At 43.4% G+C, this 18341-nt stretch carries 14 protein-coding genes; 1 reads left to right on the top strand and 13 read right to left on the bottom strand.

All coding sequences use genetic code 11. The features are described 5' to 3' along the window. Positions 1–522: 522 nt before the first annotated feature. The 6 genes from BACCELL_RS04915 to BACCELL_RS04890 all read right to left on the bottom strand — a co-directional run bounded on the left by BACCELL_RS04915 (position 523) and on the right by BACCELL_RS04890 (position 11814). Positions 523–2142 carry a DUF6377 domain-containing protein gene (locus BACCELL_RS04915; RefSeq protein WP_007210481.1) on the bottom strand — a complete coding sequence of 540 codons (1620 nt, stop codon included), beginning with the start codon at positions 2140–2142 and terminating at the stop codon, positions 523–525. Between the two features lie 631 nt (positions 2143–2773). After that, positions 2774–3946: a type IX secretion system outer membrane channel protein PorV gene (gene porV, locus BACCELL_RS04910; protein ID WP_007210479.1), complete on the bottom strand. Its 1173-nt coding sequence runs from the start codon at positions 3944–3946 to the stop codon at positions 2774–2776. Between the two features lie 148 nt (positions 3947–4094). Beyond that, positions 4095–7931: a type IX secretion system sortase PorU gene (gene porU / locus BACCELL_RS04905; protein ID WP_007210478.1), complete on the bottom strand. Its 3837-nt coding sequence runs from the start codon at positions 7929–7931 to the stop codon at positions 4095–4097. 16 nt (positions 7932–7947) lie between these two features. After that, positions 7948–8565, bottom strand: coding sequence for a fumarylacetoacetate hydrolase family protein (locus BACCELL_RS04900; protein WP_007210477.1), 618 nt, complete (start codon positions 8563–8565; stop codon positions 7948–7950). Continuing rightward, on the bottom strand, positions 8565–9227 hold the full coding sequence (locus BACCELL_RS04895; RefSeq protein ID WP_007218733.1) for a redox-sensing transcriptional repressor Rex: 663 nt from the start codon (positions 9225–9227) through the stop codon (positions 8565–8567). The genes BACCELL_RS04900 and BACCELL_RS04895 overlap by 1 nt, the downstream gene beginning before the upstream one ends. 97 nt (positions 9228–9324) lie before the next feature. Next, the gene (locus BACCELL_RS04890) at positions 9325–11814 is read right to left on the bottom strand and encodes a DUF5686 family protein (RefSeq protein WP_007210474.1); all 2490 of its coding nucleotides are present in this window, start codon (positions 11812–11814) and stop codon (positions 9325–9327) included. Between the two features lie 109 nt (positions 11815–11923). Between BACCELL_RS04890 and BACCELL_RS04885 the strand changes: the two genes are divergently transcribed. Then, on the top strand, positions 11924–12271 hold the full coding sequence (locus BACCELL_RS04885) for a translation initiation factor (RefSeq protein ID WP_007210473.1): 348 nt from the start codon (positions 11924–11926) through the stop codon (positions 12269–12271). A 117-nt stretch (positions 12272–12388) separates the two neighbouring features. Here BACCELL_RS04885 and tsf read toward each other — a convergent pair whose 3' ends face one another. The 7 genes from tsf to BACCELL_RS04850 form a co-directional block, all read right to left on the bottom strand. After that, positions 12389–13381 (bottom strand): translation elongation factor Ts, encoded by a 993-nt coding sequence (tsf, locus tag BACCELL_RS04880; protein ID WP_007210472.1) that lies wholly within the window; start codon positions 13379–13381, stop codon positions 12389–12391. Between the two features lie 111 nt (positions 13382–13492). Further along, a complete protein-coding gene (gene rpsB / locus BACCELL_RS04875) occupies positions 13493–14329 on the bottom strand; it encodes a 30S ribosomal protein S2 (RefSeq protein ID WP_007210471.1) in 837 nt (278 codons plus the stop codon). Positions 14330–14503: 174 nt separating this feature from the next. Beyond that, the gene (rpsI, locus tag BACCELL_RS04870; protein ID WP_007210470.1) at positions 14504–14890 is read right to left on the bottom strand and encodes a 30S ribosomal protein S9; all 387 of its coding nucleotides are present in this window, start codon (positions 14888–14890) and stop codon (positions 14504–14506) included. 5 nt (positions 14891–14895) lie between these two features. Then, positions 14896–15357, bottom strand: a complete 462-nt coding sequence (gene rplM / locus BACCELL_RS04865; protein ID WP_007210469.1) for a 50S ribosomal protein L13 — start codon at positions 15355–15357, stop codon at positions 14896–14898. 289 nt (positions 15358–15646) lie between these two features. Continuing rightward, positions 15647–16138, bottom strand: a complete 492-nt coding sequence (locus BACCELL_RS04860) for a DUF4488 domain-containing protein (protein ID WP_007210466.1) — start codon at positions 16136–16138, stop codon at positions 15647–15649. 141 nt (positions 16139–16279) lie between these two features. Beyond that, complete coding sequence (gene asnS, locus BACCELL_RS04855) at positions 16280–17683, bottom strand: asparagine--tRNA ligase (protein ID WP_007210465.1); 1404 nt, start codon at positions 17681–17683, stop codon at positions 16280–16282. A gap of 30 nt (positions 17684–17713) precedes the next feature. Further along, a partial coding sequence (locus tag BACCELL_RS04850; RefSeq protein WP_007210464.1) for a pseudouridine synthase occupies positions 17714–18341 on the bottom strand: 628 nt, incomplete at its 5' end.

Here is an 18341-nt window from a genome sequence, read left to right as displayed (position 1 = left end):
CGGAAATAGTACCTATAGAAGTACCTTTAATAAGAATGTTAGCTCCGATAACCGATTCACCGGTAGCATCCTTCACATGCCCTTTCACCACGATGTCTTGTGCTGAAAGCGACAGGGATAGTAGTAATCCCAACAAAGGGAGAAGTCCCTTGACAAGTCTAAAAATGTTTTTCATAAGGTTATTATTATAATTAATAAAAAAATAATTTTCTCTTACCTCTGTACCTGTAGGGGCGAATCTCTGTTCGCCCGCACACGGCACAGACTTTTTTCTATAATCCTCGTGTAACCTGTTTACCCGATAAAAACCAATACCCAAAGAAAATCTATTGTTAACTTTAATTTCTACGGCAAAGGTAGAGCATAACTTTCCGGGTAAGAGAGCTGAGTAGATACGTAAAGTAGATATAAGTAGACGCTTTAAAATGATAAGTAATTGAAATACAATACAAAGCCACTTCCCTACATGAGTCAGGAAAGTAGATTTAAGTAGACATTTGAGGAAAAAAGAAAGAGGTTTTATTAGCCTATTTGCTGCACAGCTTCCATAAATTCATCCTTGGAAAGCAAAGATTTGTTCCGCACTTTCAGACGATAGTTGTACACCGTCTGGGCAGAATAATGAAGGAAGTTCGCAATCTTCCCACTATCTGTAATACCCAATCTGATCAGAGCAAAGACGCGCAACTCGGGGGTCAGCAGTTCACCTTCCTTCGGACAGATGCGTTCATCTTCCTGAAGTAAAGTATTGAACTGTTCTATGAACTTAGGATAGAGTTTCAGGAACACACTATCGAACGTGTAGAAGAATTCTTTCAACTCATTGGCAACAAAAGAAGAGGAATTGACAGTCTTATACAAATCATCCAATTGCCCGGTCTTGATTTTACGGGCAAGCATTTTCCGTTGTTCTTCCTGCTTGTTGATATATAGAGAGCACATATTGAATACATAGCCGATATATTCTTCCTTCACCTGATTGGATTCCTGCAACTTATCATTCAGTATATGCAGATCAGAATTGATATGTTTAAGTTCCTCATTCATAGTGTTCACCGCTTTCCGGGCTACATTCAGCCGCTTCATCTGATAGAAAATGAACATCAGAGCAATCAGCAATATGATCAGCAAGACAGATGTCAGAATGACCAGGGCAACCATTTGTGTTTTCTCCTCCTTCAACTTGTTTTCGTACGTCCGACTGATAACGGGAAGCAGTTCCGAAATCTCCTGCGTACGATAGCGTGCATTACAGAAGGTGGCATCTTGCATAGAACATTCTATATAGGTATAAGCACGTTTTATATCTCCTTCCTGAAACAGAAGGTTCGCTAACTTCCACAAGGAGATGTATTCCTTCGTTGCCGCCTGAATATCGGCAATAGCCGAAATAGCCAGATATTTCTTCTGCAATTCGGTATTGCCCATAAAGGCATAAGCATTGGCGAGGCCGATAGAAGGAATGGCAACACTGTACCCCTTCTCTTCATGTGTCTTGTAGCAACTTTTCAGTATCTCTATGGCCTCATCATACTTTTCTTCATACAGCAATTTCTCACTCATCATCAACAGATAACCCTGTGAACCGGGACGGCGCATACTGATAATAGAATCTTTATATTGGTATGCCAACCCCCGGTAATGTTCTTTCATCTGATCAGAGAAAGCATAATCCGCCATCAGCGTATAAACCTGGTGATACTGATAATAATAATAGGAAACGCCGGAAGCGTCCAGATCAGCGGACTTGATTCCATCCAGTATTTCCAGCCCTTCCTTATACATGGCCACTCCTATCATTACTTCGGCTATATTCAGTTCAGCCGAACGAATATAAAGGGGATTCTTCATGCGCTTGGCAAGTTCTACGCGCTGATTGGCCACCCATAGAGCCGAATCCATACGGTAAGAGCGATATTTGCCGAATAATTCGCGGTAAAGATCATAACGCTCCTGATCGGAATGAGACAGCCGGAGTTTTCGTTGCAAGGCATCTATTTGTTCCTGGCGTTTCAGGGTGTATTGAGGACGGTTTCTGATAGACATATCAAGTTCACGAAGCAAAGAATCAATTTCACTGGGATGGATATGCAGGGATAGGGATGCTAACAAGACTGCCAAAAACACCTTTAGTTTCCTCATACGGATTTCTTTCTCGGTTTAACAATAGATCTTCACGGACAAAAATACGGAATAAATATCTGAAATGGAAAGTTTCATGAGGCTTTTGGCAGGAATTCACCGGAAACGTTGACGTACGGTTCTGAATAAAATGAACCATCATCCGACACCCTCTATTTTTGAAAAAAACTCTTCCCGTTCTTTCAGTTCTCACTGACTCCCCCTATTCATCGGCATTCCGGCTGAAACTTCCAGCTTTATAGCTGTTTCAGGTATATTTCAGCCGGAATGCCGATGAACAGGGAGTTTGAGATAAGCTGAAAGACTGAAAGAAGAAAAAACACTCAATGTATTGAATAACATCTGAAAACAAGCAGTCTTATGATCCAGAATAAGCAATGTTATGAATGATTAGATTGCTTATTATCATCCACAACAAGCAATCTAATTTCAGGCAAGTCCGATTCCTCTTTTAGCATCTATATATCAGTAACGTTGGATATATAGATACTACACATCCGATATATAGGTGCAACGCATCCGGTATATAGATGCTGCGCGTCCGATATATACAGCTAATAATACACTACACACCACTCCCCCCTTCTGCCGCAAGGCACTTGTAGCCCGTAACGCGTAGCTCGTAGCTGATTCATCTTCTGCGACGTCCGAACAAGTCCTTTATCCCATCCAGATCAAAACCTAACGTAAAACGAAGTGTCTGGTCGAGCGGATTGCTCTGTGCCGTAGATACCAGATAAGCAGCATCCAACGAGAATACGCTCATCTTGAATCCTGCACCAAAAGAAAAATATTTGCGGTTTCCTTTGTTCTCATGTTCCCAATGATAGCCACCACGAATGGAAAACTGTTCGTGATAAGTATATTCCAACCCCAAAGACCACTGTATCTCCTGCAATTCTTCCTTGAAGCCGCCGGGGGCATCACTGAAAGATTTGAAAATACCCTTAATGGGAGAAATATCATTATAATCACGGTCCAAACGCTCTTCATACTCTTCCTGCGACTCATCTTCTCCACGAACAGGACGGGTAGGAACCATATACTTATTGGCATCAAAACTAACTCCGATTGTATTATAATCATCTATCGGGAATAACAGGGAAGCACCCAAACGTAAGTTAGTAGGCAAGAACTGGCTGGTATTACCACTATCATAAGAAATCTTCGTACCGATATTGGAAGCATTCAGTCCGAAAGAAAGCATACACTCCCGTTGGGCAAGTATGACGTAATTCGTATAATAGAAGGCAATATCGGCAGCAAAAGCAGAGCCGGCGGAAACTTCTTCATCTTCCCTGTACGCCAGGTCGGAATAAATGTATCGCAAGGCAACCGCAGCAGAGAAATGTTCGGAAAGCATGCGGGAGTACGCCACATCCACCGCCATTTCATAAGGTTTAATGGTATATCCGGGAGAATTTTCATCCTGATATGCTACGGGCACTTCACCCAAAGAGAAATAACGCAAAGAACCGCTGACAGCCTGATAATCTCCGATACGGTAGTAGCCTGCCAGATATGCCAGATCAATATCATTCACCAACTTGCGCAACCAAGGTGTATAGGAAACCGCTACTCCGGCACGGCTGATCGTAAACGGATACTTAGCCGGATTCCAGTATTGAGAGTTTACGTCCGGATCTGTAGCCGCACCCACATCTCCCATACCACCGCCACGGGAGTCAGGGGCAATACCCAAAGAGTTAACACCGGTATTAACGGGATTAAACTGATTCTTGTCCTGGGCAAGAAGGTGTACGGACAAGAAAGCTATGAGTAATAGCAAGATGTATTTCTTCATACGATATTATTTATAATACGATCTCAAATATAAAAAACAAAATCTAACTTAATTCCCCTCCTTTTAGGAGGAGAATTTAGTTACTCCTTTCAATTGAGATACTTATGATTTCTAATAACAATACTAATAAAACAGAGAATCCCCCTGTTTATTGTGACAGGATAATGATTTTCTGTGATTTCGTACTTTCGCGACTACCGTCGGAGACAATAGATGCACGATACAGATAAACACCCGGTGCCAGACGTTGCCCGCCATTACTGCACAAGTCCCATTCCACATAATAAGTTTGTCCTTCGGATACTCCCTTCTCCAGATGTGTCCACATTTCCCGTCCGGCAAAATCGTATACGGACATACGGACCGCAAGCGTGGAACCGGGGCGATTGTGAGAAAGAACGAATGTAGTACTTTCACGGGCAGGGCTTTGTGTACAAATAACAGAGAACAGACCGGGACGCAATCCGCGAACCACCTCAAACTCCAAAGTCTTTGTAGAGGAATTATTCAGCAAATCCCAGGCACGGAACGACAACGTATGTTTGCCCTCAGTGAGTTCGGACACAGAAAAGTATACCGTTCCCCGGGTATAGTCTCCCGCTACCGGAGTATAATAATCATTCAGATTATAAGTCAGCACCGCACTGCCGTCGATACAAAGCGAAAGATCATGCCCGATACCATTGCCAACCGTATTGATACCATCCGCATCTTCCAATTCCGCCACAAACAACGGGGTGGTATTGGTTTGTCCACCAGGACTAAAGTCCGGCGTATTCAGATAAACGGTTATCTTAGGTCCTAATGTGTCCGTCAGAGAAACGCCATCATCCGTTCCACCCACCAGAAAGCGATCGAAAGCTCCTCCGGCTTCATGAGAATGAACGGCATCCAGAGCATAAAGGCTCAATAAACCTTCCTCATCGGAATAGTTGATATCCAACGGCACGGGGAAAGTAAATTCAAACCGTCCCTGACGAACCGAGTCACTGCCGGAGAAAAGAGTTTTGCTGCGCTCGGTATAAGTGAAAGCTCCCTCATCACGATTATCAAGAGTTGTCACTTCTTCCTTACTATCCAGCACAGTAGGGTGCACTGTACCGGTAAAGTCTTCAGCCAAAGCTCCTTCGGGAGTCAGGATACGTCCTTTTACTGTAATCTTGCTACCGGCTTTCACCTGCGGATAGACGCTCGTTTCTTCTGCTACATTCACCCCCGCAAATTCGTCTACCTGCACCTGATAATCGGGATATGCCAAAGTCAGGGCAGGATCGCCAATCAGAGAGAAGTTCAGTTTATTCCTATCGTTAGCCAAAGATTCATCGCACTTGGAAAGCCGCATGATGTCTCCAAGGCGTAAACGTTTACCTTCGGGACGCGAAAAAATATGACGGAGGAAAGCCTGATTCAACGTGGAGTTTTGCGAAGCATACACCACCCGAGATGTAGTGAGTAAAGCTATAGCACCACCTTTAGTATTCAGGAAAGCCTGCTCTCCGGCAGAAGTTTGTATATCATCAAAACGGGTAAAGTCACAGGTGGCGGTAATCCATAGAGGAAGGCGGGGAGACGTCATTTTAGTGATGTCAGCCATCGTCAGCAGATTCTCTGCCGCCCATGCAGAAGTACTTCCATGACCTGTATAGTTGACTACCAACATTCCCCTGTTAAATAACTGCAAGAGGCGTTTCGTAGCATCAGGATAAGTTTCTCCGGTAGCGGAAGATTCACGATGGAAAGCATCGGCATAGATCCGGTTGACAAGCAGGGAAGGATAGTTTCTCTCGGTGTAACTTGCCAATAATTCAGATTGAGAAGCATGCAGATTCTTATCTCCGTCATCAGCTACATAGCAAACTGTATGTTTCCACGAACCCGCCTGTTTATTTTCCATATAAGCAATTGTCTTATCTACAGCAGCTTTTGCCTCAGCCGCTGTACGAACGGGGAAACGTCCGATACCAATATCCAACATACCGGCTGTAAGATCATCCCCTTCTTCATCATCAAGAAAACCGAAGTAATCGTCAGTTACATAGGAAGAAGTCTCTTCCAGAGAAGCTTCCGATTGGTAAGACAGCAGAAAGTTTTCAGGCCGGTAACTCTTCCAGGAAGAAGTCAACATACGATTATCGTAACTGCAATCTCCGAAGAATAACAAGTATTTGGGACGTTCTGCTTCATTCGGGAAGCGATCATACAACATCTTCATCAGACGGCGATAAGCCGTTCCATCTGGTGTACCGGAGGAAAACTCATTGTAGATTTGCGGAGCGGTAAGGACAAGGACGGACAATCCGTCTTTCTCACGATGGGCTTGTGCCAGTCGTTCCGCCTGTGCCAGCAGGTCTTTCCGGTCGGGAGCAATGATAATCATATCCGTAGCTTCCAGAGAATGCAGATTCTGGTTCGCAACCCCACCTACGTTTTCCACTGTATCAAAGCCTCCCGCTTCGGGAGTGATGGCAACAAACTCACGCAACTCTCCTGCGGGAATAGTAAATGTATAGGTGCCATCGGCAAAACTACCTTCTATTCTACCAATGTTTGCAGGATTGGTGACATCCCACACAACAGTAGAAGCTGTGGCACCGGAAAGAACGAACGTTGTCTCCTTATGAATGGAAGCCAAAGAGCGAAAAGTAAGATAAGGAGTGTTCAACGTAAGTGCACGCATGTAGTTTAAGGCAATGTAATCCAGACGCCCCGATGTACCCGAAGGGCGTGTATGGGTGATGGTTACAACCGTATTTTCCGACTTAGTCCCTTGCCAGGAAGCATTTATCGTTGCAGAAGTAGCTCTGGTATAATATTGATTATCGGAATCAATGGATGCCAGTGTGATATTGCCTTTCGGTTCACCATTCACTGAAACAGAGTAGCTGGTAGACGCATCAATGGAGCGGGCGGCAAAGACAGTAGTCAACCATCCGGCAGCTTCCGGCACAATGCCCGGCAAGTTCAATGTATAACTTTTCGTATTTCCGGCCACATAGTCATAATCTTCATAAAGCTGCCTGCCGGTACCTGCCCAACTATATGCATCTTTTTCATAAATAGCAAAGGAATTGAAAGTCGTCAATCTGTTGGCCGAAGTCTCTTTCAACGAAGAAAAAATTTCAGTTTCCATTTCCGGAATATCCTCCCGATCAGTCAGGAAGTAATACCCTTCATCAGAGTAAAAGTTGCGCTCGCGAACAAAGTAAGTATTTTGGCTATCCGGTGTCCAGGATACAGTGCCACGACCATAAAACAACACACCATCTGACAAACGCAACAAAGGAACTTCGGGCAAGTCAGCTGCCGGATGTTCATTGAAACGTTGGGACAGCAAATAACCGCCATAACCAAATACGCGGACTTTTTCGGGTCTTGAGAATCCCATCTTTTTCAATTCGGCATTCGTGATTTTAAAGACTCCGGTATTTCTCACACTTATCTTCGTCCAACGGCCGGAAGCAAGAAGTGATGTTGTACAATCCTTTAAAGATACTTCGGATAAAGTTGTTTTCAGATTTCGGGTAGCTGTTTCCTCCCCTATTCTATCTTTCTTAAGAAAAGAATTCACGGATAGTTTGAAAGAATTCAGCCGTTGATAACTTCCTTCACGAAAAACAACAGGAACAAAGCTTATGGAGAGAAAACCACGATGTGCGGAAACTTTAATGAAAGAGTTTATCTGTGGAGATGCCGGCAAGCCTTCCCGGAAAGCCACATTTTCATTGGGTAGCTGACGTAAACTGTCGAGTCGCATCTCTAATGCCGCCACCTCACTCCGGTTTAACTTCTGATATTCCGGAAACTCTATTTCCACCTGATAGGTGAAGGAACGGAAGTCTTTTCCCAAAGGAAGTTCGCGCGTCACTACGGGAAGCGTTTGTGCAGAAGACAATTCCTGCCAGTTCAGCGTAATGAATTCCTGCGCTGAAACCGGAAGAAGAAAAGCGATAAAGCAACAAAGCAACCAGCAACGTTTGATAAACATATCGTAATAAATTGACTCAACGAATATAAAAGTCGAGCAACTTATCTTCTCCGAGGTATCCTTCCAAATGCTGTCCTATCTGTACCGGACCTACGCCTGCGGGAGTTCCCGTAAACAACAGGTCGCCTATTTTCAGCGTCATAAAGCGGCTGACGTATGCAATGATCTCATCCACTTTGAAAAGCATATCCGAGGTATTGCCATGCTGCACTTCCTTACCGTCTATTTCCAGACGGAAATCAAGCTGCTGCAAATCGCCTCCTGCCTGCTCCAAAGGAACAAAAGTTCCGATAGCTGCCGAATGATCGAACCCTTTGCAAAGTTCCCAGGGATTACCCGCTTCACGGAACTTACGTTGCAAGTCGCGTGCCGTAAAGTCGATGCCTACAGTCACTGCGTCATAATAACGATTGGCAAAGCGCGGCGCAATGTTTTTTCCCAAACGGCAAATACGTACCACCACCTCAGTTTCGTAATGAACCTCATCCGAAAAATCGGGAATAAAGAAAGGCTTTCCGTCTTTCAATATAGCCGAGTCGGGCTTCATGAAGATAACCGGCTCTTTATTAACTAACGTATGCCCCAGCTCTTTATTGTGCAGTGCATAGTTCATTCCGACAGCAATAATCTTCATTATTCGATTTCGTTAAAATTCAGGCGGTTGAACATCACCGCCAAATGAGCATATAGAGAAGTATTCTGAACAACGATATTTTCCGGCACACGGATACGGAACGGGGTAAAGTTCCATACAGCTTTGATGCCACCCGCTATCATGGTATCCGTAATGCATTGGGCTATCTCGATAGGTACAGTCAGCACACCGATGTTCACATCATATTCGCGCATCTTCTGCTCGAATTCACTGGAATGGAAGATCGGTATTCCGTTCAATGTAGTGCCTACCAATTCCGGGGTCACATCAAATGCTGCTACAATTTCCAGCCCGAAGTGCTTCAAACCGGAGTCGCGCAACAATGCACCACCCAGACTACCTACTCCAAACAGAAATGCTTTATGCATATCGGTAAATCCGAGGAAGTCTTCCAGTACGGCTATCAGCGTATCGACTTCGTAGCCTACACGCGTACGCCCGGAGATGTTGACATACGACAAATCCTTGGCTATCTGTGAAGCATCTATATTGATTTCTTTAGATATCTGTGTAGAAGAGACGTACCGTTCGCCCCGCTGCTTGAGCAGCTTAACATTCGACAAGTACCACGGCAACCTGCGCAAAGTAGGCTCCGGCACTTTCATGCTATCCTTATATTGAATTGCCTGGTTCGTGGTCATTTTCTTCATTTCTTTCGGTTACGGGTGGACAAAAATACGCTTTTTTTGGAAAAGAATACTCCAACAGAAGAAAGTTAACATAATTTCCACAAAAGTTTTACTTGTCAGCAAAGAGGGATAACGGCAAACTAAGGGAAACTCCCACCAAATGGAACTTCAGGCAATCGAAACCGGCAAAGACTCCTATCCGTGCCATATCGGAAAACCCAATCGAATATCCAATCTCCGTATAGGGGCGCCCACCATATATCACGATGGAACGAAGATGCAAAGCTTCATCAAATGCTTTTCTTGACAGAAAAGGAAGATGTTTCAAAAGCAGATATGGAGTATACCAGGAGACATTAGCCTGTGCCCAGCGGGTATTAGTGGACAAAACGTAGTTGTCCACTAAACTAAACCCGGTATCGAAAGAACGTTCCGTAACCAATATGCGGGTAGAAGCGAAATGCTTAAAGTCGGGGAACTGAAGATTCTTTGCATCAAAGAATGAACCTGCATTCACTGACCAATGCAGGCGATTGAACATTCCGAATTCGATTTTCTGTTTAGCTGAGAACTGCATCAGGTGGTACGAGGTAAGATAACGGCTTCCGCTCATAGGGAAAGCTCTGTCATATTTCAAGGCAAATGTAGGATAACGGGAAGCTTCATACACTTTTTTACCTTGCGACATGTGATAGTAGTGAGCCGGAGTGTACTCCAACTCAAAAGAAGCTTTCAGGATATCATTCTCCGGCATTGGTCGGAAAGCAGTGTTTTCCGGAATATTCGGTTCGGCATCTCTTTTGAACCAACTTTTACGGATATGGTTATCCAGCATCTTCCTGCGTTGCCAGGAAAGTGAGGAAGAAAAAAGTAATCCGTTAGCTGGCTCTATCGCGTGGTCAACAGTGAAGAAGGCATTCTCATAAAGCTTCAGATGGTTATGACCGAACAGCGAGCTGGACATACTGTTAATCAAACGGGATTCTCCACTTTCCGAATTATAATCAGCGGACAGAAGACCTCCGGAAAGAGATAAATAACCACGGTTTCGGGGAGCATAATCCAATGTCAGTTCTCCTTGTCCAATCCAGTTTTTGCGGGCAGTGGTATAATAGAAAGAAGGCACAAAACGAAGTGTAGAAGATTCCGATAACTTCACTCCTGTCTTTAGCTTAACTCCTAACCAGAAGCCATCCACAAAATTATATTCGGGAATATAAGCGGAAAGACCAGGTAAAGTTAACCATGCATTTTTATTGGAAGTTCTGAAAGTCTTTCCCCACATAATGGTATTCAGTACTTGCCCGACCGCTGTTTTCTTCTCGGATTTTTCTCCGGGTGACAAATCTTTCAGCGCAATCTTTTCTTCTTTATATTGATAACTCTGCACTTCTTCCAATCGCAACGGCACGCTACGGATAGTGGTCCAATAAAGAGAATCCCGCTTATCGGCAAGCGAATCAACCTGAGTATCTTTGCGTCCGATCCGTGCCGGACGTTCAAATTTATGTTTCTTTGGCTGCGCTACTGCATTGGCAGTTACAAGTTTTGTCGTTTTATCCGTACTGGTCTCCGGCTGGATATCCGTTTTTACCTCTCTATAGTGTATTGCTGCCAGATAAGAAGCCTCTGCCTTGAAACCCATTATATCAATGGTAGAAGAGGTCGTAATAGAAACCGGCAGAAAAACAGAAGACTGTACTTCCTTGCAAGTGATCTTAATCTTTGCTTTCAACCCGGTAGCGCGAACATTGACATCAGCAGCCGAAATGCACCACAAATCTTCTACAATGAACAGGTCTCCTTCCAGCAAACGGTTATCGTCTTTCTTGGGAATCACACGGATCTTATTTATCATTTGTCCTTCTTCCACAAAGCAAGCGTCAAGTTTGAAACGATAGTACGAGAAAGCATTTTTATTTAACGGGGAAACTTTACCGAAAAGCTCGGGGGTATAGAGATTAATCGTAGTTATACCCATGTCCACCCCTATTTCTTCTGGAAAAGAGTTCTTATTGGCTAATACCTTATTATTCCAGACATTGGGGGCAGTAAAGTTCACGATCTGCTGTTGCTCCAAGACAAACAGCTTTCCAAGCCATTCTTTTGCATCTTTCCGCACCTCTTTGGATAGTTTCAGGACAGCGGGAATAGCGGTCCCTTTACCGGTTCCCTTCAGATACGTGCCGGCAGTGTAGCTTTTTATCTGAGTGCGATAATAAGGAGCACGTGCTATCGCTTTACGCATCACTGCATAGGCCGGATCTTCATTTCCCTTGGTGATGTTTACTTCCGGCAGGCTATAGGTACGTTCGGCAAGCACTATATCCTTCTCATAATCACGATTCAGCATTTGAAAAGTAAAGGTCTGGGATATGAATCCTAAAGAAGAAACCTCACAGGTATATTGTCCGGCAGATAATTTCGTTTGAAACCGCCCATGCTCATCGGTAGTTAAACCGGACTTCATTTCTCTCAGATAGAGAGCGGCATAAGGAACCGGCTTTCCGTCAGTATCTGTAACAGTACCCTTGAAAGATTGTGCAAAAGACAGTATAGTAACCAAAGACAATAAGAATAGCCAGATGATTCTTTTCATATTTCGTATATTTGAAGCTAAATAGCGTTTTCTATTAGACGACAAAAGTCCAAAAAGATTGCAAAGTTCCACGCAAAATATTACTTTTGGTTCTTAAAACAGAACGAATATGAAGAATAATGATTGGAAAGAACGGTTGAATGTTGTTTATTCTACCAATCCGGACTATAGTTATGAAATGGAAGATGATGGGGAACAGGTTACCCCGGAAGCTTCCAGGCAGAAGTTGCGTGTTCAGTTGGATCGCAAGAATCGAGGAGGAAAAGTAGTCACACTTGTCACGGGTTTCGTAGGTACGGAAAATGACCTGAAGGAGTTAGGTAAATTACTGAAGTCTAAATGTGGCGTAGGTGGAAGTGCCAAAGACGGAGAAATCATCGTACAGGGAGATTTCAAACAGAAAGTACTGGAACTACTTAAGAAAGAGGGATATACGCAGACTAAACCGGTCGGATAATCCAGTCCATCTGTTTTCAGTAGGTATATCACTTCTTTCAAAAACAGCAAATATGCATAAAAAAACGACCGCTACGGAAACTCCGTGCGGTCGTTTTTTTATATATATTGAGTTGAATTATTCAGCTTTCAAAGTGAAACGCTTGAAGTCTACAATCTTCAATTCAGGGTCAGCTGCTGCCAACACTTCTCTTACGGTCTTCTTAGAGTCCATGATATTTTCTTGGTTCAGCAAGCAAACTTCTTTCAAGAACTTAGCCAAACGACCTTTAGCAATGTTCTGAATCATTTGTTCGGGCAGATGTGCAGCCTTCTCAGCAGAAACAGTAGCAATGATTTCTTTTGCTTTTGCTATATCTTCAGCTGTAATCCAACCTTTAGCCATGTTGCTCTCCATGTGATCTTCGCTGTCCACGTGAGTCGGGTTGATACCTGCTTTCTTCAAAGCAGCCTCAACAGCCTTCTGTACCTGTTCTGCTTTGGTCTTCTCGATAGCAACTTCAATTTCTTTCTGCTTCACTTCTTCAGAAACACCATCCTCATCAATTGCAATCGGGTTCATGGCAGCAATCTGCATAGCCACTTCCTTAGCCAACTGCTCGTCAACTTCTTTATTGAAAGCAACGATAGTGCAGAGACCATTTCTATTCATATGATTGTAAACAACAGTACTTGCACCCTCTACAGTCATGTAGCCGTCAAGTTCCATTTTCTCGCCTGTAATACCGCTACGGTCAGTCACTGCATCCTGTACAGTACCGTTACCCATCGGCAATGCTTTCACTTCATCCAAAGTTTTGCAGTTGTTAGCTACAGCAAGATCAAGAATATCCTGAGTCAATTTTATGAAATCAGCATTCTGAGCTACGAAGTCAGTTTCACACTTCAACGCAATGATTACGGCAAAGTTACCGGTAGTTTTAGCCAAAACACAACCTTCAGAAGCTTCACGGTCTGAACGCTTAGCGGCAACAGCCTGTCCCTTCTTGCGGATTATTTCTATTGCCTTGTCGAAATCGCCTTCAGCTTCCGTCAATGCATTCTTACAGTCCATCATACCTGCTCCGGTCATTTTACGGAGTTTGGTAATATCAGCCATTGTTACAGCCATAATATATTTTCTTTTTATAATTAATATTCTAAATGATAAAATGGTAAGATGATAGGATGGTAAGACGATATTATCATCTTATCATTTTACCATCTTACCATTCAATTATGATTAAGCCTCTTCGTCTTCCTTCAGGAAAGCAGCAGCTTTAGCTGCATTGATTGCTTCCTCGTCAGATTTATCGAGTCTTGCTTTTGTAGCTTTCTTCTTGCCTTTATTGGCAGGAGCTTCACCAGCAGCTTCCATATCTACTTTTTCAGCTTTTCTTTCTTCCAAACCTTCCTGCATAGCAGCGCAGCAAGCATCCAGAATTACTTCTATTGATTTAGTAGCATCGTCATTAGCCGGGATAACGAAATCAATGTTAGAAGGATCAGAGTTCGTATCAACGATACCGAATACAGGTATACCCAAACGGTTAGCTTCGCGAACTGCGATGTTTTCTTTCATAACATCAATAACGAACAGTGCAGACGGCAGACGAGTCAGGTCAGCAATAGAACCCAAAGTCTTGTCCAACTTAGCACGTTGACGTGAAATCTGCAGTACTTCTCTCTTAGACAGATTAGAATACGTACCGTCATTCGTCAATTTATCGATGGTAGCCATCTTCTTAACAGCCTTGCGGATTGTGGGGAAATTAGTTAACATACCGCCCGGCCAGCGCTCGATTACATAAGGCATATTTACAGCAGAAGCTTTGTCAGCAACCACTTGTTTAGCTTGTTTTTTAGTAGCAACGAACAGGACTTTCTTTCCTGATTTAGCAATTTGCTTCAAAGCTTCAGCAGCTTCGTCTACTTTAGCAACTGTTTTGTGGAGGTCAATGATGTGGATACCATTGCGTTCCATGAAAATATAAGGAGCCATTGCAGGATTCCACTTTCTTTTGAGGTGACCAAAGTGGCAACCGGCTTCCAATAATGTATCAAAATTTGTTCTTGACATCTTGTTTTTTCTTTAAATCGTTTACTTTCTTTTTTGTTTTTTCTAAACCAACCGCCGGGTAGTCTATCAATCCAGAGTCCCGGTAGTTTAGATACTAAACGCTCTTTCAGTTGAGAGTTGAGAGATAAAAGTTGAGAATTAAGCAACTTGTCCGCCCCAACATTTCTGCAACTCTTAACGTTTACTGAACTGGAATCTTCTACGAGCTTTCGGTTGTCCCGGTTTCTTACGTTCAACAGAACGCGGGTCACGAGTCATGAAGCCTTCAGCACGAAGAGCAGCTTTGTCTTCAGCATTCATCTTCACCAATGCGCGGGCAATAGCCAAACGCAAAGCCTGAGACTGACCGGTGAAACCACCACCGCAAAGATTTACTTTAATATCATATTTTTCAGCAACACCCAGCTTGCTCAGCGGTTGTTTTACTACATACTGAAGAATAGTTGATGGAAAGTACTCTGCAAGGTCTCTCTTGTTAATAGTAATCTTTCCTGTACCTTCGGTTACGAAAATGCGTGCAATTGCACTTTTACGTCTGCCTAATGCATTTACTACTTCCATATCTATTATTTAAGTAAGTTTATATCAATTGTTTTCGGGTTCTGAGCATCATGTTTGTGCTCGCTGCCAGCATATACGTACATATTGCTCAGCAATTTAGCGCCCAATTTGTTCTTAGGCAACATACCCTTTACTACTTTTCTCAACAGTCTGTCATCACCGTTCGGTTTAGCCTGCAGACGAGCAGGAGTCATTTCTCTCTGACCACCGGGATAACCTGTGTATGACAAATACACTTTGTCAGTCCACTTATTACCTGTCATTTTAACTTTGTCGGCATTGATAATGATTACATTATCACCGCAATCTACGTGAGGAGTAAAGTTTGGTTTATACTTCCCTCTCAACAGTTTCGCAACTTTTGCGCCCAGACGACCCAATACTTGGTCTGTAGCGTCAACAATAACCCATTCTTTGGTTACCGTAGCTTTGTTTGCAGAAATGGTCTTGTAACTTAAAGTATCCACTCTTGATTTGTTTTTTAAATGTTACTACTAAAAAAATCTTCATTACGGATTAGCCACCCCGGACAAAGGTGGATTAACTCGCTCTGAATTAATTGCTTATCCTTATTAGATAATAATCGGCTTGCAAAGGTACGGATTTTCCCAAAACTGGCAAACGTTTTCTTCTTTTTTTTAAAGAAGCTGACTATCAATCACAAGCAGTGTTAGGACACAAAACAAGCAATGTTCCCATGCAAAAGATTGCTTGCTTTGCATCGGAACATTGCTTATTATATCCGGATAGCCCGTTTTAACGAACAATATCTTCAGGGAATACAGGCGGCATCGTTACCCGCTTCCAGGTTTCATGATACCAACAGTTCAATTCATTGCCATTCAAATCTTTAGAAATAAAATATTTCAGATGCATAAGCCCGCCTTCTCCCATCTCAAACTCCAGGACATTATCTTTATTATCCAGCATGGGCAGATGAATATTCTTCTCAATACTTTCCCGATAGCTATTGTCCGTCAGCTGGATATAGGTACCATATCCGGTGATTATGGCATCTTTGCCGGGAATAAGAGTGAAATTGACGATACGCCCGTCATCGCTCAATACCTTGAATGTGTTACTGGGCTTCAAAGCACCGGGAACATCCGGAATTTCGGATACATAGTGACACAGCTGCCAGATACCTTTCAAATCCGCTGGTTTGAAACTCGCCTTCTTCTGCGCTGCCGCTCCTGTTACCGCCAACAGCACTGCTGCCAACATGGTAATGAAATACTTCTTCTTCATGTTCGTATATATTTGGTTAACGTATAGGCATCTGACTGTCACAAATATAAGTAATTATTTTAATATTATAACAGTTTATTAGTAAAAAAAGAGCCCGCACAACAAGATTGTGCGGGCTACTTCACTTATTTATTTTAAGAGTTAGAACTCTGCATTACGCGGCGTACGCGGGAAAGGTATTACGTCACGAATATTTGCCATACCCGTCACGAACAGAAGCAAGCGTTCAAAACCCAGACCAAAACCGGAGTGAGGGCACGTACCGAATCTGCGGGTATCAAGATACCACCACATATCCTTCATCGGAATATGCATTTCGTCAATACGCGTCATCAGCTTGTCATAATCAGACTCACGCTCAGAGCCACCGATAATCTCACCAATCTTCGGAAATAATACGTCCATTGCACGTACTGTTTTACCATCTTCGTTCTGCTTCATGTAGAACGCTTTGATTTCCTTCGGATAGTCGGTCAGGATAACCGGACGCTTGAAGTGTTCTTCCACGAGATAACGTTCGTGCTCAGAAGCCAAGTCCACACCCCAGTATACCGGAAATTCGAACTTATGACCTTTAGCAACAGCCTCTTCCAGTATCTTGATGCCGTCCGTATAAGGCAAACGTACGAAAGATTCTTTCAATACACCTTGCAGACGTTCAATCAAGCCTTTGTCAAACATATCGTTCAGGAACTTCACGTCGTCAGCACAGTTATCCAAAGCCCACTTCACACAGAATTTGATAAACTCTTCCGCCAGATCCATATTGTCCGTAATGTCGTTGAACGCTACTTCCGGTTCCACCATCCAGAACTCAGCCAAATGGCGTGGAGTATTGGAGTTTTCTGCACGAAATGTAGGGCCAAAAGTATAAATAGCGCCCAGTGCCGTAGCAGCAAGTTCACCTTCCAACTGTCCGGAAACCGTCAGACTGGTTTGCTTACCAAAGAAGTCGTCATCATAAATGATGGAACCGGCTTCATCTTTCTTCAAATCATAGAGGTTCTTCGTCGTTACCTGAAACATCTGTCCGGCACCTTCACAGTCAGATGCCGTAATGATAGGTGTATGGAAATAAACGAAGCCTTTCTGATGAAAGAAAGTATGGATAGCTATCGCCATGTTGTGACGGATGCGGAACACCGCACCGAAAGTATTCGTACGGGGACGCAGGTGAGCAATCTCACGCAGGAATTCCAGCGTATGACCTTTCTTCTGCAAAGGATATGTATTATCACAAGTACCCAGCACTTCAATCTCACGAGCTTGAATCTCAGCCTTCTGACCGGAACCTACAGACTCCGTCAATTCACCGTTCACACTCAGACAGGCACCGGTGGTAATATCTTTCAGCATCTCCTCATCAAAGTTTGCCAAATCTACTACAACCTGCACATTATTTATTGTAGAACCGTCATTCAGGGCGATAAAATTAACTTGTTTACTACCTCTGCGGGTACGAACCCAGCCTTTCACGTTGACCATAGCGCCGAAATCTTCGCGCTTCAACACGTCAACAATCTTTGTTCTACTAATCTTTTCCATAAATTTGTGTTAAACCTCTATATTATATAATTACTCAAAAGAGCCCATGCGCAGGTAGTTTACTTCCTGTTCGCTCAAATAGCGCCATTCACCACGACGTAAGCCTTTCTTAGTCAGTCCGGCAAAGAATACGCGGTCGAGTTTGACTACCTTGTAACCCAGTGACTCAAATATACGACGAACAATACGGTTCTTACCTGAGTGGATTTCAATACCCACTTCATCCCGTCTAACATCATCCGTATAACTGATAGCATCTGCATGGATTTCACCGTCATCCAACTGAATACCGGCTGCAATCTGATCCATATCAGCTTTCGTCACATTTTTATCTGTATGTACGTGATAAATCTTCTTCTTCAGGAACTTCGGATGTGTCAGTTTGGAAGCCAGGTCACCGTCGTTCGTCAGCAACAACACACCTGTAGTGTTACGGTCCAGACGACCTACCGGATAAATACGCTCATCGCAAGCACCCTTCACCAAATCCATTACTGTACGACGTGCCTGCGGATCATCCGAGGTAGTCACAGTGTCTTTCGGCTTATTCAGCAAGATATAAATCTTACGTTCAATGCTCACCATCTGATCATGGAACTTCACTTCGTCAGCACGTTTGATCTTAGTTCCGAGCTCTGTAACCACTACTCCATTTACT

It is taken from the genome of Bacteroides cellulosilyticus DSM 14838, assembly GCF_000158035.1.
In the GTDB taxonomy this organism is placed as follows: domain Bacteria; phylum Bacteroidota; class Bacteroidia; order Bacteroidales; family Bacteroidaceae; genus Bacteroides; species Bacteroides cellulosilyticus.
This window is presented reverse-complemented; position numbering and strand designations above follow the sequence as displayed.

Excerpts from the sequence above, each read along its gene's own strand:
- BACCELL_RS04860 (WP_007210466.1), bottom strand. The coding sequence starts at position 16,138 with ATGAAGAAGAAGTATTTCATTACCATGTTGGCAGCAGTGCTGTTGGCG.
- BACCELL_RS04890 (WP_007210474.1), bottom strand. The coding sequence starts at position 11,814 with ATGAAAAGAATCATCTGGCTATTCTTATTGTCTTTGGTTACTATACTG.
- BACCELL_RS04895 (WP_007218733.1), bottom strand. The coding sequence starts at position 9,227 with ATGACCACGAACCAGGCAATTCAATATAAGGATAGCATGAAAGTGCCG.
- asnS (WP_007210465.1), bottom strand. The coding sequence starts at position 17,683 with ATGGAAAAGATTAGTAGAACAAAGATTGTTGACGTGTTGAAGCGCGAA.
- rpsB (WP_007210471.1), bottom strand. The coding sequence starts at position 14,329 with ATGTCAAGAACAAATTTTGATACATTATTGGAAGCCGGTTGCCACTTT.
- porV (WP_007210479.1), bottom strand. The coding sequence starts at position 3,946 with ATGAAGAAATACATCTTGCTATTACTCATAGCTTTCTTGTCCGTACAC.
- porU (WP_007210478.1), bottom strand. The coding sequence starts at position 7,931 with ATGTTTATCAAACGTTGCTGGTTGCTTTGTTGCTTTATCGCTTTTCTT.
- BACCELL_RS04885 (WP_007210473.1), top strand. The coding sequence starts at position 11,924 with ATGAAGAATAATGATTGGAAAGAACGGTTGAATGTTGTTTATTCTACC.
- tsf (WP_007210472.1), bottom strand. The coding sequence starts at position 13,381 with ATGGCTGTAACAATGGCTGATATTACCAAACTCCGTAAAATGACCGGA.
- BACCELL_RS04915 (WP_007210481.1), bottom strand. The coding sequence starts at position 2,142 with ATGAGGAAACTAAAGGTGTTTTTGGCAGTCTTGTTAGCATCCCTATCC.
- rpsI (WP_007210470.1), bottom strand. The coding sequence starts at position 14,890 with ATGGAAGTAGTAAATGCATTAGGCAGACGTAAAAGTGCAATTGCACGC.
- BACCELL_RS04900 (WP_007210477.1), bottom strand. The coding sequence starts at position 8,565 with ATGAAGATTATTGCTGTCGGAATGAACTATGCACTGCACAATAAAGAG.